Source organism: Allobosea sp. 117 (genome assembly GCF_000702305.1).
Taxonomy (GTDB): domain Bacteria; phylum Pseudomonadota; class Alphaproteobacteria; order Rhizobiales; family Xanthobacteraceae; genus Ancylobacter.
The window spans coordinates 145,435-167,818 of record NZ_JNLC01000015.1 but is presented as its reverse complement, the minus strand read 5'-3'; the positions used below and the strand labels follow the sequence as shown (position 1 = coordinate 167,818).

Sequence of the window (22,384 nt, the reverse complement as noted above, 5' to 3'; positions counted from 1 at the left end):
CGACGTGCCGGACATTTTGAGGCGGACACGGGAAATTATTCGTGAAGGACCGGACATGGACATCGGGCGAGCGAGGCGATAGCAGCCTCGTCACCCCCACGGGACCGTATCCGCCATGCCCCACGCCAACCCCGCCGCCACGCCCGCTTCCGCCTTCCGCCCGTCCGGCACCGCCCTCGCCGCGCTGATCGTGGCGCTCGCCTCGGCGGCGACGCTCGCCGGCGCGTGGTTCTTCCAGTTGGTGATCGGGCTTGCACCGTGCCCGCTCTGCCTCGAGCAGCGCATCCCCTATTACGTCGCCATTCCCGTCGCGCTCATGGCGGCGGTCGCCGCCGACCAGCGCCGGCCGACGCTCGCCCGCCTGCTGCTCGGCGCGGCGGGGGTGCTGATGCTGGCGGCCGCCGGGCTCGCGATCTACCACGCCGGCGTCGAATGGCACTGGTGGCAGGGGCCGACGGCGTGCTCCGGCGCCGGCCCGGTGCAGGGCGGCAACCTGCTCACCGATCTCAACGCGGCGCGCGTGGTGCGCTGCGACGAGGCGCCGTGGCGGCTGTTCGGCATCTCGCTGGCCGGCTGGAACGCGCTGATTGCGGCGACGCTGGCGGTGGTCGCCTTCGCGGGCGTGGCGGGGCGCGGCGCTCGGCGCGGCGGGGTCCAGTAACCGGGCTGGCCTCACGGATCGAGCTCGGTGTCCCAGTAGAGATAGTCCATCCAGCTATCGTGCAGGTAGTTCGGCGGGAAGTGCCGGCCGTTCTGGTGCAGGTCGTGCACGCTCGGCTGGAACGGCTTCTGCCGCGGCCACATATGCGCCTGGTCCGGCATCAGGCCGCCCTTGCGCAGATTGCAGGGCGAGCACGCCGCGACGACGTTCTCCCAGGTGGTCTGGCCGCCCTGCGAGCGCGGGATCACATGGTCGAAGGTGAGTTCCTCGCGCGTCTCACAATACTGGCAGGTGAAGCGGTCGCGCAGGAACACGTTGAAGCGGGTGAAGGCCGGCTGGCGGGCCGGGCGGATGAAGGTCTTGAGCGAGACGACGCTCGGCAGCCGCATCTGGAAATGCGCGCTGGAGACCTGCCGCTCGTAATATTCGACGATGTTCACGCGGTCGAGGAAGACGGCCTTGATGGTGTCCTGCCAGGACCAGACCGAGAGGGGATAGTAGCTCAGCGGGCGGTAATCCGCGTTGAGCACCAGGGCTGGCCACGAACCTGGAGACAAAGTCGCCGACAAGCACTCGCTCCCTGCTACAGGGCGTCAGCGCGGCGACCGGCGCCGAACGACGCACCGCGATACTCTACATGTAGCGTGTCAATCTTGTGAAGCGTCTTACCCCTATGGTGCTCCGCCCGAGGGCGCCGGGTCACCGGGCGGCGAGGACATGTGCCAGGAATTGCCCGCCAAGGTTCAGCCCGTCTTCGTCTATGCCGTGTCCGAGGCCGTGGCACATATGACCCTCGACGGCGATGCCGCGCTGGCGGAGCGTGATCAGCGCCCGATTGAGCGCGACCGGCGGGATCACCTCGTCGCGGTCGCCATGGATCAGCAGCACCGGCGGGCGCGAGGTGATTCGCGCATCCGCCGCCTCGAGCGCCCGCTCGGCAGGCAGCACATGGATGCCCGAATAGCCGAGGATGCCGGCCGGCGCGGCCCTGCGGCGCAGGCCTGTGTGGAGCGCCATCATGGTGCCCTGGCTGAAGCCGACCAAAGCGAGGCGATCGTCGGCGAGGCCATGCCGGGCGAGTTCGGCATCGAGGAAGGCGTCGAGCGCGGCATGCGCCGCCTCCACGCCGGTCCAGCGCTCGCGGTCGTTGCGCTCGACATAGGCGAACCATTGCCGCCCCACCGGTGCGATGGCGCAGGGCTCGGGCGCGTGGGGCGCAACGAAGGCGGCGTCCGGCAGCAGCGGCGCCCAATAGGCGCCGAGATCGATCAGGTCGCGTCCGTCCGCTCCATAGCCGTGCAGCAGCACCACCAGCGAGGTAGCCGGGCGGCCGGAGGCGGGCGGCAGGCGGGGGCCGTCGATCGTCGTCATGGCGTCACCATCGGGGCATCGGGGGCGATCGGCGTGCCAGGCATCATCTCGGCCGGCATGTTGGCGCGGCGGGCGCTGTAGAAGGCCCAGAGCAACTGCGCGGCGACGCCGCGCCACGGCCGCCAGTCCTCGGCGATCGCCTTGAGGCCGAGCGCGTGGCAGCGCCGCTCCAGACCCAGCGCCTCGGACGCCGCCACCTGCAAGGCGAGGTCGCCTTCCGGGAAGGCGTCGGCGCGCCCCAGCGCGAAGAGGAGATAGACGTCGGCGGTCCAGGCGCCGATGCCGGGCAGCGCCACGAGGTGCTCGCGAGCGGTGTCGGACGGCAGGGCGGCGATCGCGTCGAGATCGATGATCCCGGCCTCGATACGTCCGGCGATGTCGAGGAGATAGCGGATCTTCGGCGTCGAGAGACCGGCGGCGCGCAGCCCCTCCGGCCCGGCGGCCAATACGGCATGCGGCGTGATGGTGCCTTCGAGCGCCGTCTCCAGCCGCGCGAAGATGGCGCGGGCCGAGGCGGCGGAGACCTGCTGTGCGACGATCATGGCGGCGAGGCCGGAAAAGCCGGCGGCGCGTCGGCGCAGCACCGGGCGCCCGGCGACCTCGACGAGCAAAGCGAGGCGGGGATCGACGGCGATCAGCCGGTCGCTCGCGCGGTCGAAGGCGGCCTGATCGATGAGCGTCTCCTCGGCCGTCTGCGCGATGGCCGCGCCCGCCTCAATTGGCATCGTCGTCGAGGCGGACGGTGTTGCCGGCGGCGACCTTCGGCGCCGCGCTGTGGTTCAGCAGCGTGTCGACGCGGTCGCGCTCCTGCGCGAAGTCGTTGAGGATCTTGCCGTCCAGCGCCCGCCCGCGCGGCAGGCGGATGCGCAGCGGATCGACGAAGCGGTTGTTCACCAGCACCTCGTAGTGCAGGTGCGGGCCGGTGGAGAGGCCGCTCGAGCCGATATAGCCGATGAGCTGGCCCTGCCGCACGCGCACGCCCTCGCGGATGCCCCTGGCGAAGCCGGACTGGTGCGAATAGGTCGTCACATAGCCGTTCAGGTGCTGGATCTCGGTGCGCCGGCCATAGCCGGAGGTCCAGGCCGCTTTCTTGATCACGCCGTTGCCGGCCGCGTAGATCGGCGTGCCGACGCGGTCGGCCCAGTCGACGCCGGAATGCATGCGGGTATAGCCGAGGATCGGATGGCGGCGCATGCCGAAGCCCGAGCGCAGCATGCCGCCGGAGACCGGCTTGCGGACGAGGAACTTCTTCGCGCTCTTGCCGCTCTCGTCATAGAAGTCGACCAGCCCATCATCCGGGGTCTGGTAGCGGTAGTAGCGCCGCTCCTCGCCGCCGACGGTGAGGCCGGCATAGAGCACGCCGCCGGCGGCGCCGGCATCGTCGGGCTCGTACAGCACCTCGAAGGAATCGCCCGGCCGCACACGGCGCTGGAAATCGATGTCGAAGGAATAGACGCGCACCAGGTTCTCGATGACGACGCGCGGAATCTCGTGGCGCAGCGCGGTCTCGTAGAGGCTCTCATAGAGCGTGACGCCGCCGCGCCCGCCGGCGTCGTCGTCGCCCTCGTCCGGCCCGACATCGGCGATCTGCATGTCGGAGGGCTCCTGCACCGCCAGGAACTTGCCAGTGTCCGACAGAGCGACCGTGCCCTCGTGGCCGTTGTCGCTGAAGATGCTGACGCGCAGCGGGATCGGCGCGTTGCCGCTGGAATCGAGCAGCACCTTCAGCCGCAGCCCCTCGGTGAGGGGACCGTCGGTGCCACGTCCGAAGGCGGTGGCGGCCGCGCGGGCGGAGACGGCGGGAACGCCGAGGCCGCTCAGCAGCGAGGTCACGCTGTCGCCCTTCTTGGCGACGACGGCGCGCTCGGTCCAGTCGTTGCCGCCGGTGGTCTCGTCGTCGGTCTTGCGGATCGAGCTCACATTGTCGGGCTGCATGGCGAGCGCGTTGACCGGGTCGTTCGGCCCGGCCGGCGCGTAGCCCAGCGCCGGCGTGCCGAAGGCGGCGAGCGCCGCCGGCGCGCGGGTGTCGACGGTCGGGGTGCCGAACTCCGCCGTCTCGCGCACCTTCATCAGCACGTCCTCCATCGGCAGCTCGGCCGCGAATTTCGTGCTCGGCGGCAATTGGCCGAGGTCGCGCATGACGATGGTGACCTCGCCGGTCGGCTCGGCCTGCGGGGCGTCGTCGTCCTTCTGGTCGGCAGTCTCGGCGATCAGCTTGGCGGGGTTGAAGCGCGGCACGTCGACCGAAGCGGCGGTGACCGACATGGCGAGGTTGGAGGCGACCTTGGTCACCGCGCGGACCTTGATGATCTCCTGATTGCCGGATTTCACGTTGGTCGACAGCCGCAGCGTCTGCTTGGCGCTGAAGCTCTCGGTCAGGATCGACATGCGGTCGCCCTTGCGGGCGGCGTTGGTCGGCCGCTCGCCGGCGGCGAGCGCGCCGCGCAGGGTCGAGCGCACGGTCTCCGGCACCTGCGCGAAGCGGTATTCGCCGTCGAGCGCGGCATAGACGGCGCCGCCCATCAGGCCCGCACCGCAGATGCCGGTGAGCAGGGTGGCCATCAGCCAGCGGATGGAGACGCGGCGGCGATTGATCGGCTCCTCGGCGTCGCCATCGACGCCCAGCGGGGGCTCGTCGCCAAGATCGGGGACTGCGAAGCCGGAGCGTCGCATGCCGATCGGTCCGCGCCGGTTCTCCAAAGAGCGATCCCCACCTTTCCGGCGCCTTATCAAGCCTGGCCGCTTCTGCGGGCCGGCGCCGACCTCAACCCCACTGCCCGCCGGGCGGCGGACGACGATGCACTGCCGGATACCACTGGCGCGCCGGCGCGCGGACGATGCCGGCCTCTGCCGCCGACGTCAACCCGCACCGGCGGCGCGCGCCGAATCGTACCGGCAGGCCCGCCGACGAGCGGGTGCAGATGTAAAGCCGCCTGAGACGGCAAAAGGATGGCGGACCAAGGCGATGCGACTTTTCCACCGCCCTCGCGCGGGGCCTCAGACCAAAGCGGCGTTGCGCGAAGGTGCCCCCGGATGGGACAAGGGATCAGCGGTCGGGGGAGGAGCGCGCCATGAACAAGACGCAGACCGGCAATTTCTTCGAGGATTTCGTGGTCGGGCAGAAGATCCGCCACGCCACGCCGCGCACGCTGACCGAGGGCGATGTCTCGCTCTATGCGGCGCTCTATGGCGGGCGCTTCGCGGTGCAGTCCTCGGACGCTTTCGCCATGGACATCGGCTATCCCTGCGCGCCGATCGACGACCTGCTGGTCTTCCATGTGGTGTTCGGCAAGTCGGTGCCGGACATCTCGCTGAACGCGATCGCCAATCTCGGCTATGCCGGCTGCCGCTTCCTGGTCCCGGTGTTCCCCGGCGACACGCTGAGCGCCACCTCCGAGGTGATCGGCCTGCGCGAGACCTCCAACCGGCAGTCGGGCGTCGTCTATGTGCGCACCGCCGGCTTCAACCAGGAAGGCACGCAGGTGCTGGAGTACGTGCGCTGGGTAATGGTGCGCAAGCGCGCCGCCGAGGTCGAGGTCGGCCCGCCCGTGGTGCCGGAGCTGCCGGCCGCGCTCGACCCGGCGGATCTCGGCGAAGCGGTGCCCGACCTCGTCGTCGCGCAGTGGGATGACGGGCTCTCCGGCAGCCGCTTCCGCTTCGACGACTATCAGATCGGCGAGAAGATCGACCATGTCGACGGCATGACGGTGGAAGAGGCCGAGCACATGCTGGCGACACGTCTCTACCAGAACACGGCGAAGGTGCATTTCAACCAGTGGAGCGAGGGGCAGGGCCGCTTCGGCCGGCGCCTGATCTATGGCGGGCACGTCATCTCGCTGGCCCGCTCGCTCTCCTTCAACGGCCTCGCCAATGCCTTCCACGTCGCCGGCATCAATGGCGGCCGGCATGTCGCGCCGCTGTTCGCCGGCGGCACCGTGTTCGCGTGGAGCGAGATCCTGGACAAGCAGATGCTGCCGGGCCGCGAGGATGTCGGGGCGCTGCGCGTACGCACGGTCGCCACCAAGGACAAGCCGTGCGGGGATTTTCCCTATAAGACCGGCGAGGACTACGACCCCGCCGTCGTGCTCGATCTCGACTACTGGGTGCTGATCGTGCGCTGACGAACTGGCGAGGGGATCGGCCGCGGCACGTTGGCGACCGGCAAATGCTGGGCCGAAGGCGCGGCGGTCGGTCCGCCCGGCAGCGTGGCGACCGCCGGCAGACCGCCGTGAATGGCCGTCGCCGCCGGCTCGACCGGTCCGGCAATAGCGGATGGCACGGTGCCGTAACGCCGGAAGAAAGCCCAGATCTCCTCCGGCGCGTCGAGCCCCTTGCGGCGCGGGCCGAGCACTAGCCCGGCGAGCGCGTCCATGGGGCCGACCGTTCGGGCGGGCGGCTGGTGGCCGCCCTCGATCTCGTAGAAATGGACGGCGGAGCCTTGCGCGCAATCGTCCCAGCGCAGGATGCGCGCGCTCGGGCCGGCCGCGGCCTGCGGCGTTCCGCAGCCGTCGATGCGGGCGAACAACTCGGCGCTTTCGGTCGCCGACATCAGCTTGGCGCCCGGCGTCGGCCGACCGAAGGTCGGCACGATGGGATCGTAGGAGCCGTTCATCATCAGGATCGGGATCGGCCGCGCGGGGCGGCAGGTCTCGGCATAGGAGACCGGCGCCGTCATCATCATGGTGGCGTAGGCCGCGAAGCGCTCCGCGTGGCGGCAGGCGATGAAGGCGGTGAGGAAGGCGCCGTTGGAGAAGCCCATCAGATAGGAGCGGTTAGGGTCGGCGATGGCTTCGGCGGCGAGCGCATCGAGCACGGCGAGGATGAAGGCGGCGTCGTCGCGCTTCTGGATGATCGGCATGATGCCGGCCACCGAGCCGCGCCCGTCGTTCCACAGCAGGTTCAGCCCGCGCGGATAGGCGACCGCGAAGCCCTCCCGGTCGGCGATCTCGTCGAGGTCGAGATAGGAGCGGAACACGCTGGCCGGCTGCCAGGCACCGTGCAGGGCGATGACCAGCGGCCAGGGGCCGGGCGCCGCGTTCTTCGGGAGGTGGAGGATGAATTCCCGCTTCAGCCCGCCGACGGAAATCACCCGCTCCTCGCTGGCGTTGCGCGGCGCTTCCACCGCAGCCGCGGCCGGTGGCGCGCCGTAGATGTCACCGGCGGAAGAAGCGTCGGCCTGGGGCGCTGCCGATCCGGACGGCCAGCCCGGCACCTGCGCCATCGCCGACGAGGCGAGCGCCACTCCGAAAATGCCGGCGAGCATGGCCTGCAGCGCCAGTCGCGCAGAGCGGTCGAACGCAGCCATCGGGCCTGGGCGGATGCTTCCGGGCATAGTGTCGACAGTTGACTCTTTAGCGTTCGAATCGCCTACTGCGGAGGCGCAGCCTTGCCACCCTATCGTGGCAGGGTTGCGGTCGTGAGGGCTGCAAATGCGAAAAGTTCCGGGTAGCGTGCTGCATCGCAAAGAACGATAGGCGTCGCCTTTGGAATGATTGCGATTCGCGATCGTATCGGTTAGGCACTCTCAAATCATTGAAGGACCGCCAGATGTCCGACACGCCCGGCGCCACCCAAAGGCCTCTTTCGCCGCATCTGCAGATTTATCGGCCGATGCTCACGATGATGATGTCCATCGTGCACCGCATCACCGGATCGGCGCTTTTCTTCGGCACGCTGCTGCTGGTGTGGTGGCTGGTGGCGGCGGCGACCTCGCCGTCCTATTTCGATCTGGTGAACGGCTTGTTCGGCAGCATCATCGGCAAGCTGATCCTGTTCGGCTTTAGCTGGGCGCTGATCCACCACATGCTCGGCGGCATCCGCCATTTCATCTGGGACACCGGCCACGGCTTCGGGCCGGAGGCGCGCGAGTGGCTCGCCCGGGCGACGATCGGCGGCTCCATCGCGCTGACCGTGCTGCTGTGGATCGTCATCTATGTGGTGAAGGGCTGAGGCGATGATCGGATCCGACAGTTCCTCCATGCGCACCACCCGCCGCCGCGTCTCCGGGCTCGGCTCGGCGCGCTCCGGCACCGGGCATTTCTGGCTGCAGCGCCTCACCGCGCTCGCCAATGTGCCGCTCGTGCTGCTGTTCCTTGGCGTGCTGATCTGCGCCGCCGGCCGCAGCCACGCCGAGGTGCTGGCGATCATCGGCCACCCCTTCGTGGCGATCATCCTGCTGCTGGGAATCCTCTCGATCGTCATCCATATGCGCCTCGGCATGCAGGTCATCATCGAGGACTATGTCCATGGCGAGGGAGCGAAGGTGCTGGCGCTGATCGGCAACACCTTCTTCTGCGTCGTGGTCGGCCTCGCCGGCGCCTTCGCTATTCTCAAGATCAGTTTCGGAGGCTGAGCCGATGGCCGAGACCAACACGGGCAACGGTGCGCACGCCAATGGCGCGGCGGCGAGCTATCCGATCACCGACCACACCTATGACGTCGTGGTGGTGGGCGCCGGCGGCGCCGGCCTGCGCGCCGTCGTCGGCTGCTCTGAGGCGGGGCTGCGTACCGCCTGCGTGACCAAGGTGTTCCCGACCCGCTCGCACACGGTGGCGGCGCAGGGCGGCATCGCCGCCTCGCTCGGCAATATGAGCGTCGACGACTGGCGCTTCCACATGTACGACACCGTGAAGGGGTCGGACTGGCTCGGCGACCAGGACGCCATCGAATATCTGGTGCGCCAGGCGCCCGCCGCGGTTTACGAGCTCGAACACTGGGGCGTGCCGTTCTCGCGTACCGAGGCCGGCAAGATCTACCAGCGGCCCTTCGGCGGCATGACCATCGACTTCGGCAAGAGCCCGGCGCAGCGCACCTGCGCGGCCGCCGACCGCACCGGCCACGCCATGCTGCACACGCTCTACGGCGCGGCGCTGAAGCACAATGCCGAGTTCTACATCGAGTATTTCGCGCTCGACCTGATCATGGACGATGAGGGGCGCTGCGTCGGCATCATCGCGCTGAAGATGGATGACGGCACCATCCACCGCTTCCGCTCGCAGACCGTGATCCTCGCCACCGGCGGCTATGGCCGCGCCTATTTCTCGGCGACAAGCGCCCATACCTGCACCGGCGACGGCAACGCCATGGTGCTGCGCGCCGGCCTGCCGCTGCAGGACATGGAGTTCGTGCAGTTCCACCCGACCGGCATCTACGGCTCGGGCTGCCTGATCACCGAGGGCGCGCGCGGCGAGGGCGGCTACCTCACCAATTCCGAGGGCGAGCGCTTCATGGAGCGCTACGCGCCCTCCGCCAAGGACCTCGCCTCCCGCGACGTCGTCTCGCGCTCCATGACCATGGAGATCCGCGAGGGCCGCGGCGTCGGCAAGAACAAGGACCACATCTACCTGCACCTCGACCATCTCGACCCGGCGATCCTGCATGAGCGCCTGCCGGGCATCTCCGAGAGCGCGAAGATCTTTGCCGGCGTCGACGTGACCAAGGAGCCGATCCCGGTGCTGCCGACCGTGCACTACAACATGGGCGGCATCCCGACCAACTTCCACGGCGAGGTGGTCACCAAGAAGGACGGCAACCCGGACCATGTGGTGCCCGGCCTGATGGCGGTGGGCGAATGCGCCTGCGTTTCCGTGCACGGCGCCAACCGGCTCGGCTCCAACTCGCTCACTGACCTCGTGGTGTTCGGCCGCGCGGCGGCGCTGCGCTGCGCCGAGATCCTCACCCCCGGCGACAAGCAGCGCGAGCTGCCGGCCGGCTCGGCCGACAAGGCGCTCGCCCGGCTCGACCGTTTCCGCAACGCCGCCGGCACGACGCCGACCGCGGAGCTGCGGCTTTCCATGCAGAAGGTGATGCAGAACAACTGCGCGGTCTACCGCACCGGCGAGGTGCTGGAGGAGGGCCGCAAGCTGATCGCCGAGGTGTTCGCCGGCACCAGCGACATCCGCGTCTCCGACCGCTCGCTGATCTGGAACTCGGACCTCATCGAGACGCTTGAATACGACAACCTGATCGGCCTCGCGACGGTGACCATGGAAGGCGCCGCCAATCGCACCGAGAGCCGCGGCGCCCATGCACGCGAGGACTTCCCCGAGCGCGACGACGCCAACTGGATGAAGCACACGCTGGCCTTCCTCGACGTCGAGAACGGCAAGGTCCGCCTCGACGACCGGCCGGTGCACACCTACACGATGACCAACGACATCCAGTACATCGAGCCGCGCAAGCGGGTGTACTGAGCGCGGCGAAGGAAACGACGGTCCGTCATGGTTCAGCTCACGCTTCCCAAGAACTCGCAGATGCAGGACGGCAAGGTCTGGCCGAAGCCGGCCGGCGCCAACCACCTGACCGAGTACCGGATCTACCGCTGGAACCCGGACGACGGGAAGAACCCGCAGGTCGACACCTATTATGTCGACCGCGACGATTGCGGGCCGATGGTGCTCGACGGGCTCATCTACATCAAGAACAAGATTGACCCGACGCTGACCTTCCGCCGCTCCTGCCGCGAGGGCATCTGCGGCTCCTGCGCGATGAACATCGACGGCACCAACACGCTCGCCTGCCTCAAGAGCATGGACGACGTGACGGCCAAGAGCGTCAACATCTACCCGCTGCCGCACATGCCGGTGGTGAAGGACCTGGTGCCGGACCTCACCCAGTTCTACGCCCAGCACGCCTCGATCGAGCCGTGGCTGCACACCCAGACGCCGGCGCCGGAGAAGGAATGGCCGCAGTCGCGCTCCGACCGCGAGAAGCTCGACGGTCTGTACGAGTGCATCCTGTGCGCCTGCTGCTCCACCTCCTGCCCGAGCTATTGGTGGAACGGCGACCGCTATCTCGGCCCGGCGGCGCTGCTCGGCGCCTATCGCTGGCTGATCGATTCCCGCGACGAGGCGACCGGCGACCGGCTCGACGACCTCGAGGATCCGTTCCGCCTCTATCGCTGCCACACCATCATGAACTGCGCCAAGGCGTGCCCGAAGGGTCTCAACCCGGCCAAGGCGATCGCCGAGATCAAGAAGATGATGGTGGCGCGCCAGTTCTGACGCGCTACACCAGCGGGCGATGAGCGCCGCCGCCCGTCCGACCTTCCGCTTCGCCCCGAGCCCGAACGGGCTGCTGCATCTCGGCCATGCCTATTCGGCGCTTCTGAACTTCGAGGCGGCGAAGGCGGGCGGCGGGCGATTCCTGCTGCGCATCGAGGACATCGATCCCGCCCGCTGCCGGCCGGAGTTTGAGGCCGGAATCTATGAGGAGCTCGCCTGGCTCGGCATCGGCTGGGAGATGCCGGTGCGCCGGCAATCCGAACACATGGCGGACTACGCCGCCGCGCTCGCCCGGCTCGACGCGATGGGCCTCGTCTATGAGAGCTTCGAGAGCCGCGCCGACATCCGCCGGGCGGTGGAGGCGCGGGCGGCCTGGCCGCGCGATCCCGACGGTGCGCCGCTGTTCCCGTTCGGACGCGATTCCATGGGCGCGCAGGAGCGCGCGCGTCGCCACGCCGCCGGCGAGCCCTATGCGCTGCGGCTCGACATGGCGCAGGCGATCGCCGCCGCCGGGGCGCCGCTCGACTGGGCGGAGGAGGGCGATGGCTTGGTGCGGGCCGATCCGGCGGCATGGGGCGACGTGGTGATCGCCCGCAAGGAAGCGCCGACCAGCTATCACCTCGCCGTGGTGGTCGACGACGCTCTGCAGGGCGTCACTCATGTGGTGCGCGGCGAGGACCTGAAGGCGGCGACGTCGGTGCACCGGCTGCTGCAGCATCTGCTCGACCTGCCGGCGCCCGTCTATCGCCACCACGACCTGATCCGCGACGCGCAGGGGCGCAAGCTCTCGAAATCAATCGGCTCGGCCAGCCTGAAGGAGCAGCGTGCCGATGCCGTCACGGCGGAGGAGGTGCGGCGCCGGCTCGGCTTCGGATGACGGCGCGTCAAACCGATGTCACCCCGGCGCGCTAGCGATGCGGCGCCCGCATCAGCCCCTGGGGAGGCCCGCCATGCTCCGCCTTTCGCTGCTCGTCGCCTTCTCGTTGCCCTGCCTGATCGCGCCGCTTGCGGCGCAGGAGACCGGCCGGCTGGCCGAGATCGGTCCGCGTCCCTTCTATCTCGTCGATTCGATGAAGGACGGCCCGCTGAAGGAGGCGCTCGCCCAGTGCCAGGGCAAGCCCTTCACCACCAGGCAGTTCTCGATCTCGCATCGCGGCGCGCCGCTGCAATTCCCCGAGCACACCCGCGAGGGCTATCTCGCCGCCGCGCGTATGGGCGCCGGGGTGATCGAGTGCGACGTCGCCTTCACCAAAGACCGCGAGCTGGTCTGCCGCCACGCGCAATGCGACCTGCACACCACCACCGACATCCTCGCCCGGCCCGAGCTCGCGGCGAAGTGCACGAAAAGCTTCGAGCCGGCCGATCCGGCGACCGGCCGCAAGGCGAGCGCGAAGTGCTGCACCAGTGATCTGACGCTCGCCGAGTTCAGGTCGCTCAAGCCGAAGATGGACGCCGGCAATCCGAATGCGACGTCGGTCAAGGAGTACATGGATTCGACGCCGCGCTGGCGCACCGACCTCTATGTCGACCGGGCGACTATCATGTCGCACAAGGACTACATCGCGCTGGTGAAGTCACTGGGCCTCAAATTCACGCCGGAGCTGAAGAAGCCGGAAGTCGCCATGCCGTTCGACGGCGACTACACGCAGGAGCGCTACGCCCAGCAGCTCGTCGACGAATACAAGGCGGCCGGCGTCGACCCGAAGGATGTCTACGCCCAGTCCTTCGAGCTCGAAGACGTGCTGTACTGGCTCAAGGCGGAGCCGGCCTTCGGCGCGCAGGCGGTGTTCCTCGACGATCGCGACGAGACCGATGCGGGCTTCGACAACATGAAGCCGGAGACGTGGAAGCCGTCGATGGCGGAACTCACGGCGCAGGGCGTGAAGATCCTCGCCCCGCCGCTGTGGATGCTGGTCACCGCGAAGGACGGCGCCATCGTGCCGTCCGTCTATGCCGAGGAGGCGAAGAAGGCGGGGCTCGGGCTGATCACGTGGTCGCTGGAGCGCTCCGGCCCGCTGAAGGACGGCGGCGGCTATTACTATCAGTCGGTCAAGCCGCTCATCGACCGCGACGGCGACACGCTGGCGCTGCTCGATGTGCTCGCCCGGCAGATCGGCGTCATCGGGGTGTTCTCCGACTGGCCGGCGACCACCACCTTCTACGCCAACTGCATGAATCTGAAGTGAGGCAGGATCGGCGTGATCAGTGCACGCCGAGGATGACGAACCAAACCGTCACGGTGAACAGGCTGAGCACGGTCGAGAGCGAGACCGCGCTCGCCGCCGCGGCGACGCCAGTGCGGTAGCGCTGGGCGAGCAGATAGGCGTTGATGCCGCTCGGCATGGCGGCGAAGGCGACCGCCACCGAGGCCCAGACCGGCGGCATGGGCAGGATCATCGTCAGCAGGATCACGATCAGCGGGTGCAGCCCGAGCTTGAGCGCGCTGATCACGCAGGCGGGGCCAATGTCGCCGCGGATCGGGTAGCGGTGCAGCGCGAGGCCGAGCGAGACCAGCGCGCAGGGCGAGGCGGCGGCCGCCAGCAGGTCCGTCGTCTGCTTCAGCACGCCGGTCGGCGTGAAGCCGACGATCTTGGCGATGCCGCCGGCATAGATGCCGATGAGGATCGGGTTGAAGGCGAGCGAGCGGCCGAGCTTGCGCAGCCCCGGCCCGGAAAGCCCAGTCGCCGCGCCCTCGGTGAGCACGGTAGCCACCACCATCATCACCGGCAGGTGGATGGCGAGCAGCAGGAACAGCGGCACGGCGCCCTCGGGCCCGAACGCCTGCAGGATGAGCGGGACGCCGACGAAGATGGTGTTGGCCTGGCCCGAGGCGAAGCCGTGCACCACCGCCTCGGTGCGGTCGCGGCCGAACACCCGGCGGGCGGTGAACATGCCGGTGCCGAAGGCGGCGAAGGCGCCGGTGAAATAGGCGATCCAGTAGCCCCAGGGCTGGCCATCCTGCGGCAGCGCCGCCTCGGCCAGTGTCTTGAAAATGAGCACCGGCACGGCGACGCCGAAGACGAAGTCCGACAGGCCGTCGGCCGCCCGCTCGGTGAGATGCCCGGACAGGCTCGCGACATAGCCGACGGCGATCAGCCCGAAGACCGGCGCCACGATGAAGGCGATGGCGCCGAGCTGCGCGAGCATGCGGGGTCCTTCCAGAGGGCGTACCGACCCGTCCGCGCGCCGCGCGGCCGCCGGCCGGCGCGTTCTCTAGCAAAACAGGCGCGGTCGAGACAACGGGCAGGGGATGCCCCCTCGGCGGCGCGAGCTGTCATCGGAGCCGCCGCGGGAGCGTCGCGTCAGGCTGCGACGCCGAGTTCGCTTTCGTCGAGGGCGGAGAACAGCCGGGCGCCATGCACCGCGGGCATCGCGCCGATCCGCGCACAGAGCCGCTCGGCGACCGCCTGCGGCGCCGCGAAGGCGATCTCGGCGACGAGGGTGCCGGGCGCGACGATGTCGACGCGCCCGTCGGCGGGGCCGTCGACCCGCATATGGGTCGGCAGCACATCATGGATGGCGAAGGGCTCCATCAGGCGGAGCAGGACGTTGGGATGAGCATCCGCCTCGACCACGAGGCGATGACGGCAGGCGTCGGTCATGACACGAAAATCCGAAAGACTTCTGGAAAAGGCGCGCTCGATCAGTCCCGGCCGAACATGTCGGCCGGGCGGCGAATTCGCCGCTGCGCGCGGAGCGTCTCTCGGTGAGCCCAACTCATGACTTGATTGGTACTGCCGGGGCGGGGGCCTCGTCAACGGGCAGGCGCGCGTCGACGATGCCGACCACGTCTTGCAGTATACGATTCATTTCGAAGTTCTTCGGCGTGTAGACGGCGGCGACGCCCTCCTCGATCAGCAGCGTCTCGTCCTCCGGCGGGATGATGCCGCCGACCACCACCGGCACGTCGCCGAGCCCGCCCGCGCGCATGCCTTCCAGCACCTCGCGCACGAGGGGCACATGCGAACCGGAGAGCACCGAGAGGCCGACCACATGGACGCCCTGCCGGCGCGCCGCCTCGACGATCTCGGCCGGAGTGAGGCGGATGCCCTCATAGACGACATCCATGCCGGCATCGCGGGCGCGCACGGCGATCTGCTCGGCGCCGTTCGAATGGCCGTCGAGGCCGGGCTTGCCGACCAGAAAGGTGAGGCGGCGGCCGAGCCTGCCGGAGAGCGCCTCGACGCCGGCGCGCACCTCGTCGAGATCGCCGGGCTCCTGCCGCGCGGTCTTGCTCACGCCGGTCGGGGCGCGGTACTCGCCGAAGCGCGCGCGCAGGCACGCGCCCCATTCGCCCGTGGTGACGCCCGCCTTGGCGCAGGCAATGGAGGCCGGCATGATGTTCGCTCCGCTCGCCGCCGCCGCGCCGAGCTCGGCGAGCGCCGCTGCCACCGCCTTATTGTCGCGCGCCTCCCGCCAGGCGTTCAGCCGCGCGATCTGCTCCTGCTCGACCGCCGGGTCGACGGTGAGGATGGCGCCTTCGCCGGTGGTGAGCGGGGAGGGCTCGGTGTCGGTCCAGCGGTTGACGCCGACCACCACCTGGTCGCCACGCTCGATCGCCTCCAGCCGCCGCGTGTTGGAGCGCACGAGCTGCTCCTTCATGTAGGCGGCCTCGACCGCGCTGACCGCGCCGCCCATCTCCAGGATGCGGGCGACCTCGGCGCGGGCGGCGGTCTTCAGTTCCTCGACCTTGGCCTCGACCACCGGCGAGCCGTCGAACAGGTCGTCATAGTCGAGCAGGTCGGTCTCGTAGGCGAGCACCTGCTGCATGCGCAGCGACCATTGCTGGTCGAAGGAGCGCGGCAGGCCGAGCGCCTCGTTCCAGGCGGGGAGCTGCACGGCGCGGGCGCGCGCCTTCTTCGACAGCGTCACCGCCAGCATCTCGATGAGGATGCGGTAGACGTTGTTCTCCGGCTGCTGCTCGGTGAGGCCGAGCGAGTTCACCTGCACGCCGTAGCGGAACAGCTTCTGCTTCTTGTCGGTGATGCCGTAGCGGGTCGTGCAGATCTCGTCCCAGAGATCGACGAAGGCGCGCATCTTGCACATCTCGGTGACGAAGCGCAGGCCGGCATTCACGAAGAAGGAGATGCGCCCGACCACCTCGCCGAAGCCGGCCTCGTCGGTCTGCCCGCTGGCTTTCACGAGGTCGAGGATGGCGATGGCGTTGACCAGCGCGAAGGCCAGCTCCTGCACCGGCGTCGCCCCCGCCTCCTGCAGATGGTAGGAGCAGACATTGGTGGGGTTCCACTTCGGCATTTCCCGGGTCGTGAACAGGATCACGTCCTTGGTCAGCCGCAGCGAGGCGGCCGGCGGGAAGATGTAGGTGCCGCGCGAGAGATATTCCTTGATGATGTCGTTCTGCGTGGTGCCCTGGAGCGCCGTGCGGTCGGCGCCCTGCTCCTCCGCTACCGCCACATAGAGCGCCAGCAGCCATGCCGCCGTCGCGTTTATGGTCATGGAGGTGTTCATCTGCGCGAGCGGGATCGCGGTGAACAGCGCCCGCATGTCGCCGAGATGGCAGATCGGCACGCCGACCTTGCCGACCTCGCCGCGGGCGAGAATGTGGTCGCTGTCATAGCCGGTCTGGGTCGGCAGGTCGAAGGCGACCGAGAGGCCGGTCTGCCCCTTGGCGAGGTTGGAGCGGTAGAGCTCGTTCGACTTCTCGGCAGTCGAATGGCCGGCATAGGTGCGGAACAGCCAGGGTTTGTCCGGGCGCGTCTTCTTGGGCTCGTCGTTCATACTTTCCTCCGCCGGGGCATTCTGATGAGGGTGCCTCTCTTGCCCCGATTGTTCGCCAGCGCGTGCCGCAGCGCAATAAGCCGTTCGCCGTGCGACCTCCGTCTCAGTTTCCTGGCACGATTGTGACCTCCCGACGAAATAACGAGCCGACCCCCCTCGGCTCCTGCGCCGTCTTTGCTATGCTGCGGTGCCAGAAGCCATGCTCAATGGCCGACCGGGGTCCGGATATTCAAGGGAGCGTACCATGCCGCAAGCCGCAGAGACCGTCGCCGCGCCGCGGCCGGCACTGAAAGATCTTTACGACGTTGGCGAGATACCGCCGCTCGGCCATGTGCCGGCGAAGATGCATGCCTGGACCATCCGCCGCGAGCGGCACGGGCCGCCGGAGGATTCGTTCAAGCTGGAGGTGGTGCCGACCTGGCCGCTCGGCGAGACCGACGTGCTGGTCCTCGTGATGGCGGCGGGCGTCAACTACAACGGCATCTGGGCCGGCCTCGGCCAGCCGATCTCCGTGTTCGACGTGCACAGCGAGCCCTATCACATCGCCGGCTCCGACGCGTCCGGGATCGTCTGGGCGGTCGGCCCCAAGGTGAAGCGCTGGAAGGTCGGCGACGAGGTGGTCGTCCACTGCAACCAGGACGACGGCGACGACGAGGAGTGCAATGGCGGCGATCCGATGTTCTCGCCGTCCCAGCGCATCTGGGGATACGAGACGCCGGACGGCTCCTTCGCCCAGTTCTGCCGGGTGCAGGCGCGCCAGCTCATGCCGCGCCCGCAGCACCTGACCTGGGAGGAGAGCGCCTGCTACACGCTTACTCTCGCCACCGCCTACCGCATGCTGTTCGGCCACGCCCCGCACGCCGTGAAGCCGGGAGACCATGTGCTGGTGTGGGGTGCCTCGGGTGGCCTCGGCGTGTTCGGCGTGCAGCTCGCCGCCGCCTCCGGCGCCAACGCCATCGGCGTCATCTCGGACGAGACCAAGCGGGATTACGTCCTCGGCCTCGGCGCCAAGGGCGTGATCAACCGCAAGGATTTCAACTGCTGGGGGCAGATGCCCACGGTGAACTCGCCGGAATACACCGCCTGGACCAAGGAGGCGCGCAAGTTCGGCAAGGCGATCTGGGACATCACCGGCAAGCGCGACGTCGACATCGTGTTCGAGCATCCGGGCGAGCAGACCTTCCCGGTCTCGTGCCTGGTCGCCAAGCGCGGCGGCATGGTGGTGTTCTGCGCCGGCACCACCGGCTTCAACATCACCTTCGACGCACGCTATGTGTGGATGCGGCAGAAGCGCATCCAGGGCTCGCATTTCGCGCATCTCAAGCAGGCGAGCGCGGCCAACCAGTTCATCATCGACCGGCGCGTCGACCCCTGCATGTCCGAGGTGTTCTCCTGGGAGCGCATCCCGGCGGCGCACACCAAGATGTGGAAGAACCAGCACGCTCCCGGCAACATGGCGGTGCTGGTGAATTCGCCGCGCACCGGCCTGCGGACCTTCGAGGACGTGATCGAGGCGTCGGCGGGCTAGCCCGGAAAGCTCACAAAAAGCTCTGCGGGTCGATGTCGATCTCGACCCGCAGGCTGCCTGTGGCGCGGGGGGCTTTGCCCATCCAGTCGCGGATGTAGGCCGAGAGGTCGAAATTGCGCGGGGCGCGGGCGAGCAGGCGGAAGCGGTGGCGTCCGCGCACCAGGGCGAGCGGCGCCTCGGCCGGGCCGAGCACGCGGACATCCTCCGAGCGAGGCGACGAGGCGGCGAGGGCGCGGGCATGGGCCTGCGCGGCATGGGCGTCGGTGCCGGAGACGACGAGGGCGCAGAAGCGGGCGAAGGGCGGCAGGCCGGCCTCCTCGCGGGCGGCGATCTCGCGGTCGTAGAAGGCGTCGCGGTCGCCGGCGACAAGCGCCTGCATCACCGGATGCTCGGGCATGTAGGTCTGCAGGAAAGCGCGGCCCTCGACATTGGCGCGACCGGCGCGGCCCGCCACCTGGTGCAAGAGCTGGAAGGTGCGCTCCGCCGCGCGCGGGTCGCCATAGCCGAGGCCGACATCGGCATCGACCACGCCGACCAGCGCGAGGCCGGGGAAATTATGTCCCTTGGCGACGAGTTGGGTGCCGATGACGACGTCAACCTCGCCCTTGGTGATGGCATCGAGTTCCAGCCGCAGCCGCTCCACGCCGCCGGCGAGGTCGCTGGAGAGCACCTGCGCGCGAGCGTTCGGCATCAGGCTCGCGACCTCCTCCTGCAGGCGCTCGACGCCCGGTCCGCAGGGGATGAGGCTGTTCGGCTCGTGGCAGTTCGGGCATTCGGACGGCACCGGCATGGCATAGCCGCATTGGTGGCATTCGAGCCGGCGGCGGAAGCGGTGCTCGACCAGCCAGCTCGAACAGGAGGGGCAGCGGATGCGGTGGCCACAGGCGCGGCAGAGGGTGAGCGGGGCATAGCCGCGCCGGTTGAGGAACAGCAATGCCTGGCCGCCGGCCTCCACCGTCCGCGCCATCTCCTCGGCGAGGCGCGGGGCGATCCAGCGCCCGCGCGGCGGCCCTTCGCGGCGCAGGTCGATCGGCTCCAGCCTCGGCACACGGGTGCCGCTGAAGCGCTCCGGCAGATTCAGGCGCTGGTAGCGCCCCCGCCGCGCATTCACCTCGGTCTCGATCGAGGGCGTGGCGGAGGCGAGCACGACCGGGATGCCGGCGATGTGCGCACGCACCACCGCCATGTCGCGGGCGTGGTAGCGCACGCCTTCCTCCTGCTTGTAGGCGGGGTCGTGCTCCTCATCGACGATGATCAGGCCGAGATCGGAGAAGGGCAGGAACAGCGCCGAGCGGGCGCCGGCGACGACGCTGACCTCGCCCGCCGCCACGCCGCGGAAGATGCGCCCCCGCTTCTTGGTCGAGACCGCCGAATGCCATTCCGCCGGCACCACCCCGAAGCGGCGGGCGAAGCGATCGAGGAAGCCCTTGGTCAACGCGATCTCGGGCATCAGGATCAGCGTCTGGCGGCCGGCGCGCATCGCACTCGCCACCGCCTCGAAATAGGTCTCGGTCTTGCCGGAGCCGGTGACGCCGTCGAGCAGATGCACCTTGAAGGCGCGCGCTTCCACCGTGGCGCAGAGCGCTGCGGCGGCCTCGGCCTGCGCCGGGGCGAGGTCGGGCCGGGCATGGTCGGGATCGGGCGTCTCCGCCGCCGGCTCGGGCGGCAGCACCACGGTCTCCAGCACGCCGTCATCTATGAGTCCGTCGACCACCGAAACGGAGACGCCGGCCTCGCGGGCAGCTTCCGTCTTGGCGCGGGTGAAGCCGTCGGCGAGCGCGGCGATGAGCCGGGCGCGCGCCGAGGTCATGCGCTGCGGCTCGCCACCGGCGAGGCGCACGCCGGTGCGCTCGCGCGCGACGCCGGGGCTCTCGTCGTGCCGCAGTGCGAGGCGCAGCACCATGCCGGGCGGGGTGACGGTGTAGTCCGCGATCCATCGGATCAGCTCGATCAGATCGGCGTTGAGCGGCGCCACCTCATAGCGGCGCACGATGCTCTTGAGCTTCTTCGGATCGACCGTTCGGCCGGTCGCGGGCGAGGCTTCGCCCGGCCACACGCAGCCGAGGATGTTCCGGGTGCCGAGCGGCACCACGACGATGTCGCCCGGTGCGACCTCCATCCCTTCCGGCACCCGGTAGGAATAGGCCGAGCCGATCGCGACGGGCAGCAGCACGTCGACGATGCGCTCCGGCGCGGGTGGAAATAATTCCAGGGCGGGAATCGGTTAGGCTCCTGATGCGAGGCGCCCTTCATAGCGTCATCGCGGACGCAGGCGTAGCGGCAGTCAAATGGCTGCGGCGCGAACCGGCCACTTCGCCGGGGCTGATCGGTGAAATTTAAGCTTCAGTCTCCACAATGACGAGACTGTCAAGGGAACGGGCCAGGATGGCGAGCAGCGACGTCGAGAAGGCCGAGCGGGCGGAGCGGGGGCTGATCGCCGCGCAGCCGCCGGAAGTGGCCGCCGCGCTGCGTTCCTGGCTCGACCGGCTGGCGCATGAGCGGCGGCTCTCGGCCAAGACGCGCGAGGCCTATGCGCGCGACCTTTCGACCTTCCTCACCCTGATGACGCAGCATCTCGGGCAGCGGCCGGACCTTGCCGCGCTCGGCGCGCTCCACCCGCGCGACGTGCGGGCGGTGATCGCGGCGCGGCGGGCGGAGGGAATCGAGGCGCGCACGCTGATGCGTTTTCTCGCCGCCGCGCGCTCCTTCGGTCGGCATCTGGAGCGCGAGGGGCTCGGCAAGGTCGGCGCGCTCGCCGCCGTGCGGGCGCCGAAGCTTGCCCGGAGCCTGCCGCGCCCGGTGTCGATCGCTGATGCGCGCGCGCTCGCGAATCCGGCCACGCGGGCCGGCGAGGATCGCGAGCCCTGGGTGCTGGCGCGCGACGCGGCGGTGATCGCGCTGCTCTACGGCTCGGGGCTGCGCATCTCCGAGGCGCTGGCGCTGACGGCCGGCGAGGTGCCGGCGCCGGGCGCGGGCGACCATGTCACCGTCACCGGCAAGGGCGGCAAGACGCGCATGGTGCCGGTGCTGCAGCCGGTGCTCGAACTCGTCGCCGATTATGTACGGCTCTGCCCGTGGAGCCTTCCGCCGGACGGGCCGCTGTTCCGCGGCGCCAAGGGCGGCCCACTCTCGCCGCGCATCGTGCAGCTTGCGGTGGAGCGCATGCGCGGCAGCCTCGGCCTGCCGGACAGCGCGACGCCGCATGCGCTGCGCCATTCCTTCGCGACGCATCTTCTCGCACGCGGCGGCGACCTGCGCTCCATACAGGAGCTGCTCGGCCACGCCTCGCTCTCCACCACCCAGATCTATGCCGCGGTCGACGCCGCCGCGCTGATGTCGGCCTGGCGTTCCGCCCATCCGCGCGCGCAAGTGAAAGCAGGATCATGATCCCCGTCCGCCCGGTCATCGAGCACATGTCGATCGGCGTCACCGACATCATGCGCGCGATCGCCTTCTACGACGCGGTGCTGGCGCCGCTGCAGCTCGTCCGCCTCGCCCATTACATGGAGGTCGGCGGTCCCTCGGCCTGCTGGGGCCCGGCGGGCGAATTGCCGGCGCCGGAAGGCATGCCCGGTGCGGCGCCGTTCTGGGTGGAACAGCGCGCGGGCGAGATCCAGTGTCCGCCCGGCTTCCACCTCTGCTTCCTGGCGCCGGATGCCGCGGCGGTGGACGCCTTCCATGCCGCCGGGCTCGCCAGCGGCGCCACCGACAACGGGGCGCCCGGCTATAGGCCGCATTACGGGCAGGGCTATTACGCGGCATTCCTGATCGACCCGGATGGCTGGCGGATCGAGGCCGTCACCTACACGGATGCGTGAGATCGGTGCTCCGGGAGTGACCTTGCGTCAATTTCAGGCAGCCGGGGGCTTTTCTCCGGGAGCCGTCCGCGTCAGCATGAGCCTACCGGGGCCCTATCCAAGGAGTTCGTGACATGAAGCGTTTCGCGACTGCGCTCCTCGCGCTGTCTCTTACGGCCGCTGCCTCCGGCGTCGCGCTCGCCGACTGCCCGGCGCATGCCTCATCTTCCCAGCCGACCACGACGCAGACCGACACCAAGGGCACCTGACCAACGCCCTGACCGTC

The 22,384-nt window shown here is 69.3% G+C and carries 21 protein-coding genes; 12 read left to right on the top strand and 9 right to left on the bottom strand.

Annotation, left to right across the window (positions count from 1 at the left end):
• Positions 1 to 115: 115 nt before the first annotated feature.
• Positions 116 to 661, top strand: a complete 546-nt coding sequence (locus U742_RS0115710) for a disulfide bond formation protein B (RefSeq protein ID WP_029354691.1) — start codon at positions 116 to 118, stop codon at positions 659 to 661.
• 11 nt (positions 662 to 672) lie between these two features.
• On the opposite strand, the gene U742_RS0115705 is transcribed toward U742_RS0115710, so the two are convergent.
• The 4 genes from U742_RS0115705 to U742_RS0115690 all read right to left on the bottom strand — a co-directional run bounded on the left by U742_RS0115705 (position 673) and on the right by U742_RS0115690 (position 4,705).
• On the bottom strand, positions 673 to 1,230 hold the full coding sequence (locus U742_RS0115705; protein WP_029354689.1) for an HNH endonuclease: 558 nt from the start codon (positions 1,228 to 1,230) through the stop codon (positions 673 to 675).
• A gap of 130 nt (positions 1,231 to 1,360) precedes the next feature.
• Positions 1,361 to 2,032 carry an alpha/beta hydrolase gene (locus U742_RS0115700; RefSeq protein ID WP_029354687.1) on the bottom strand — a complete coding sequence of 224 codons (672 nt, stop codon included), beginning with the start codon at positions 2,030 to 2,032 and terminating at the stop codon, positions 1,361 to 1,363.
• Complete coding sequence (locus U742_RS0115695; protein WP_081853036.1) at positions 2,029 to 2,757, bottom strand: DNA-3-methyladenine glycosylase family protein; 729 nt, start codon at positions 2,755 to 2,757, stop codon at positions 2,029 to 2,031. The genes U742_RS0115700 and U742_RS0115695 overlap by 4 nt, the downstream gene beginning before the upstream one ends.
• Positions 2,747 to 4,705: a M23 family metallopeptidase gene (locus U742_RS0115690; protein WP_029354682.1), complete on the bottom strand. Its 1,959-nt coding sequence runs from the start codon at positions 4,703 to 4,705 to the stop codon at positions 2,747 to 2,749. The genes U742_RS0115695 and U742_RS0115690 overlap by 11 nt, the downstream gene beginning before the upstream one ends.
• Positions 4,706 to 5,103: 398 nt before the next feature.
• On the opposite strand from U742_RS0115690, the gene U742_RS0115680 reads away from it, so the two are divergent.
• The gene (locus tag U742_RS0115680) at positions 5,104 to 6,153 is read left to right on the top strand and encodes a MaoC family dehydratase (protein ID WP_029354680.1); all 1,050 of its coding nucleotides are present in this window, start codon (positions 5,104 to 5,106) and stop codon (positions 6,151 to 6,153) included.
• Here the strand turns inward: U742_RS0115680 and U742_RS0115675 are convergent.
• Positions 6,129 to 7,337 (bottom strand): CE1 family esterase, encoded by a 1,209-nt coding sequence (locus tag U742_RS0115675; RefSeq protein WP_248310386.1) that lies wholly within the window; start codon positions 7,335 to 7,337, stop codon positions 6,129 to 6,131. The two genes, U742_RS0115680 and U742_RS0115675, sit on opposite strands and share 25 nt — an antisense overlap.
• A gap of 242 nt (positions 7,338 to 7,579) precedes the next feature.
• On the opposite strand from U742_RS0115675, the gene sdhC reads away from it, so the two are divergent.
• The 6 genes from sdhC to U742_RS0115645 all read left to right on the top strand — a co-directional run bounded on the left by sdhC (position 7,580) and on the right by U742_RS0115645 (position 13,220).
• Positions 7,580 to 7,981 (top strand): succinate dehydrogenase, cytochrome b556 subunit, encoded by a 402-nt coding sequence (gene sdhC, locus U742_RS0115670; RefSeq protein WP_029354677.1) that lies wholly within the window; start codon positions 7,580 to 7,582, stop codon positions 7,979 to 7,981.
• Between the two features lie 4 nt (positions 7,982 to 7,985).
• Positions 7,986 to 8,384, top strand: coding sequence for a succinate dehydrogenase, hydrophobic membrane anchor protein (sdhD, locus tag U742_RS0115665; RefSeq protein WP_029354675.1), 399 nt, complete (start codon positions 7,986 to 7,988; stop codon positions 8,382 to 8,384).
• 4 nt (positions 8,385 to 8,388) lie between these two features.
• Positions 8,389 to 10,224: a succinate dehydrogenase flavoprotein subunit gene (sdhA, locus tag U742_RS0115660; RefSeq protein ID WP_029354673.1), complete on the top strand. Its 1,836-nt coding sequence runs from the start codon at positions 8,389 to 8,391 to the stop codon at positions 10,222 to 10,224.
• A gap of 27 nt (positions 10,225 to 10,251) precedes the next feature.
• Positions 10,252 to 11,034, top strand: coding sequence for a succinate dehydrogenase iron-sulfur subunit (locus U742_RS0115655; RefSeq protein WP_029354671.1), 783 nt, complete (start codon positions 10,252 to 10,254; stop codon positions 11,032 to 11,034).
• A 19-nt stretch (positions 11,035 to 11,053) separates the two neighbouring features.
• Complete coding sequence (gluQRS, locus tag U742_RS0115650; protein WP_029354669.1) at positions 11,054 to 11,911, top strand: tRNA glutamyl-Q(34) synthetase GluQRS; 858 nt, start codon at positions 11,054 to 11,056, stop codon at positions 11,909 to 11,911.
• 73 nt (positions 11,912 to 11,984) lie between these two features.
• A complete protein-coding gene (locus U742_RS0115645) occupies positions 11,985 to 13,220 on the top strand; it encodes a glycerophosphodiester phosphodiesterase family protein (RefSeq protein WP_029354667.1) in 1,236 nt (411 codons plus the stop codon).
• Between the two features lie 16 nt (positions 13,221 to 13,236).
• On the opposite strand, the gene U742_RS0115640 is transcribed toward U742_RS0115645, so the two are convergent.
• The 3 genes from U742_RS0115640 to U742_RS0115630 form a co-directional block, all read right to left on the bottom strand.
• A complete protein-coding gene (locus U742_RS0115640) occupies positions 13,237 to 14,181 on the bottom strand; it encodes an AEC family transporter (protein ID WP_029354665.1) in 945 nt (314 codons plus the stop codon).
• A 155-nt stretch (positions 14,182 to 14,336) separates the two neighbouring features.
• Complete coding sequence (locus U742_RS0115635; protein WP_029354663.1) at positions 14,337 to 14,636, bottom strand: hypothetical protein; 300 nt, start codon at positions 14,634 to 14,636, stop codon at positions 14,337 to 14,339.
• Between the two features lie 115 nt (positions 14,637 to 14,751).
• Positions 14,752 to 16,773, bottom strand: a complete 2,022-nt coding sequence (locus U742_RS0115630; RefSeq protein WP_038361778.1) for a protein meaA — start codon at positions 16,771 to 16,773, stop codon at positions 14,752 to 14,754.
• A 244-nt stretch (positions 16,774 to 17,017) separates the two neighbouring features.
• Between U742_RS0115630 and ccrA the strand changes: the two genes are divergently transcribed.
• The gene (ccrA, locus tag U742_RS0115625; protein WP_029354656.1) at positions 17,018 to 18,301 is read left to right on the top strand and encodes a crotonyl-CoA carboxylase/reductase; all 1,284 of its coding nucleotides are present in this window, start codon (positions 17,018 to 17,020) and stop codon (positions 18,299 to 18,301) included.
• 10 nt (positions 18,302 to 18,311) lie between these two features.
• Here the strand turns inward: ccrA and U742_RS0115620 are convergent, their stop codons facing one another.
• Entirely contained in the window at positions 18,312 to 20,513 is a 2,202-nt protein-coding gene (locus U742_RS0115620) for a primosomal protein N' (protein ID WP_029354654.1), read from the bottom strand.
• Between the two features lie 173 nt (positions 20,514 to 20,686).
• Between U742_RS0115620 and U742_RS0115615 the strand changes: the two genes are divergently transcribed.
• The 3 genes from U742_RS0115615 (at position 20,687) to U742_RS23735 (ending at position 22,367) form a co-directional block, all read left to right on the top strand.
• Entirely contained in the window at positions 20,687 to 21,688 is a 1,002-nt protein-coding gene (locus tag U742_RS0115615) for a tyrosine recombinase XerC (protein WP_029354652.1), read from the top strand.
• Positions 21,685 to 22,119, top strand: coding sequence for a VOC family protein (locus U742_RS0115610; protein WP_029354650.1), 435 nt, complete (start codon positions 21,685 to 21,687; stop codon positions 22,117 to 22,119). Before U742_RS0115615 ends, U742_RS0115610 begins: the two co-directional genes overlap by 4 nt.
• A 113-nt stretch (positions 22,120 to 22,232) precedes the next feature.
• Positions 22,233 to 22,367, top strand: coding sequence for a hypothetical protein (locus tag U742_RS23735; RefSeq protein ID WP_282568330.1), 135 nt, complete (start codon positions 22,233 to 22,235; stop codon positions 22,365 to 22,367).
• Positions 22,368 to 22,384 lie beyond the last annotated feature (17 nt).

Bases quoted from the DNA above. Each gene is read 5' to 3' on its own strand.
- U742_RS0115610 (WP_029354650.1), top strand. From the start codon at position 21,685: ATGATCCCCGTCCGCCCGGTCATCGAGCACATGTCGATCGGCGTCACC.
- U742_RS0115635 (WP_029354663.1), bottom strand. From the start codon at position 14,636: ATGACCGACGCCTGCCGTCATCGCCTCGTGGTCGAGGCGGATGCTCAT.
- U742_RS0115615 (WP_029354652.1), top strand. From the start codon at position 20,687: ATGGCGAGCAGCGACGTCGAGAAGGCCGAGCGGGCGGAGCGGGGGCTG.
- U742_RS0115640 (WP_029354665.1), bottom strand. From the start codon at position 14,181: ATGCTCGCGCAGCTCGGCGCCATCGCCTTCATCGTGGCGCCGGTCTTC.
- U742_RS0115680 (WP_029354680.1), top strand. From the start codon at position 5,104: ATGAACAAGACGCAGACCGGCAATTTCTTCGAGGATTTCGTGGTCGGG.
- ccrA (WP_029354656.1), top strand. From the start codon at position 17,018: ATGCCGCAAGCCGCAGAGACCGTCGCCGCGCCGCGGCCGGCACTGAAA.
- U742_RS0115690 (WP_029354682.1), bottom strand. From the start codon at position 4,705: ATGCGACGCTCCGGCTTCGCAGTCCCCGATCTTGGCGACGAGCCCCCG.
- sdhC (WP_029354677.1), top strand. From the start codon at position 7,580: ATGTCCGACACGCCCGGCGCCACCCAAAGGCCTCTTTCGCCGCATCTG.
- U742_RS0115645 (WP_029354667.1), top strand. From the start codon at position 11,985: ATGCTCCGCCTTTCGCTGCTCGTCGCCTTCTCGTTGCCCTGCCTGATC.
- U742_RS0115695 (WP_081853036.1), bottom strand. From the start codon at position 2,757: ATGCCAATTGAGGCGGGCGCGGCCATCGCGCAGACGGCCGAGGAGACG.
- U742_RS0115710 (WP_029354691.1), top strand. From the start codon at position 116: ATGCCCCACGCCAACCCCGCCGCCACGCCCGCTTCCGCCTTCCGCCCG.
- sdhD (WP_029354675.1), top strand. From the start codon at position 7,986: ATGATCGGATCCGACAGTTCCTCCATGCGCACCACCCGCCGCCGCGTC.
- gluQRS (WP_029354669.1), top strand. From the start codon at position 11,054: ATGAGCGCCGCCGCCCGTCCGACCTTCCGCTTCGCCCCGAGCCCGAAC.
- U742_RS23735 (WP_282568330.1), top strand. From the start codon at position 22,233: ATGAAGCGTTTCGCGACTGCGCTCCTCGCGCTGTCTCTTACGGCCGCT.
- sdhA (WP_029354673.1), top strand. From the start codon at position 8,389: ATGGCCGAGACCAACACGGGCAACGGTGCGCACGCCAATGGCGCGGCG.
- U742_RS0115630 (WP_038361778.1), bottom strand. From the start codon at position 16,773: ATGAACGACGAGCCCAAGAAGACGCGCCCGGACAAACCCTGGCTGTTC.
- U742_RS0115700 (WP_029354687.1), bottom strand. From the start codon at position 2,032: ATGACGACGATCGACGGCCCCCGCCTGCCGCCCGCCTCCGGCCGCCCG.
- U742_RS0115675 (WP_248310386.1), bottom strand. From the start codon at position 7,337: ATGGCTGCGTTCGACCGCTCTGCGCGACTGGCGCTGCAGGCCATGCTC.
- U742_RS0115655 (WP_029354671.1), top strand. From the start codon at position 10,252: ATGGTTCAGCTCACGCTTCCCAAGAACTCGCAGATGCAGGACGGCAAG.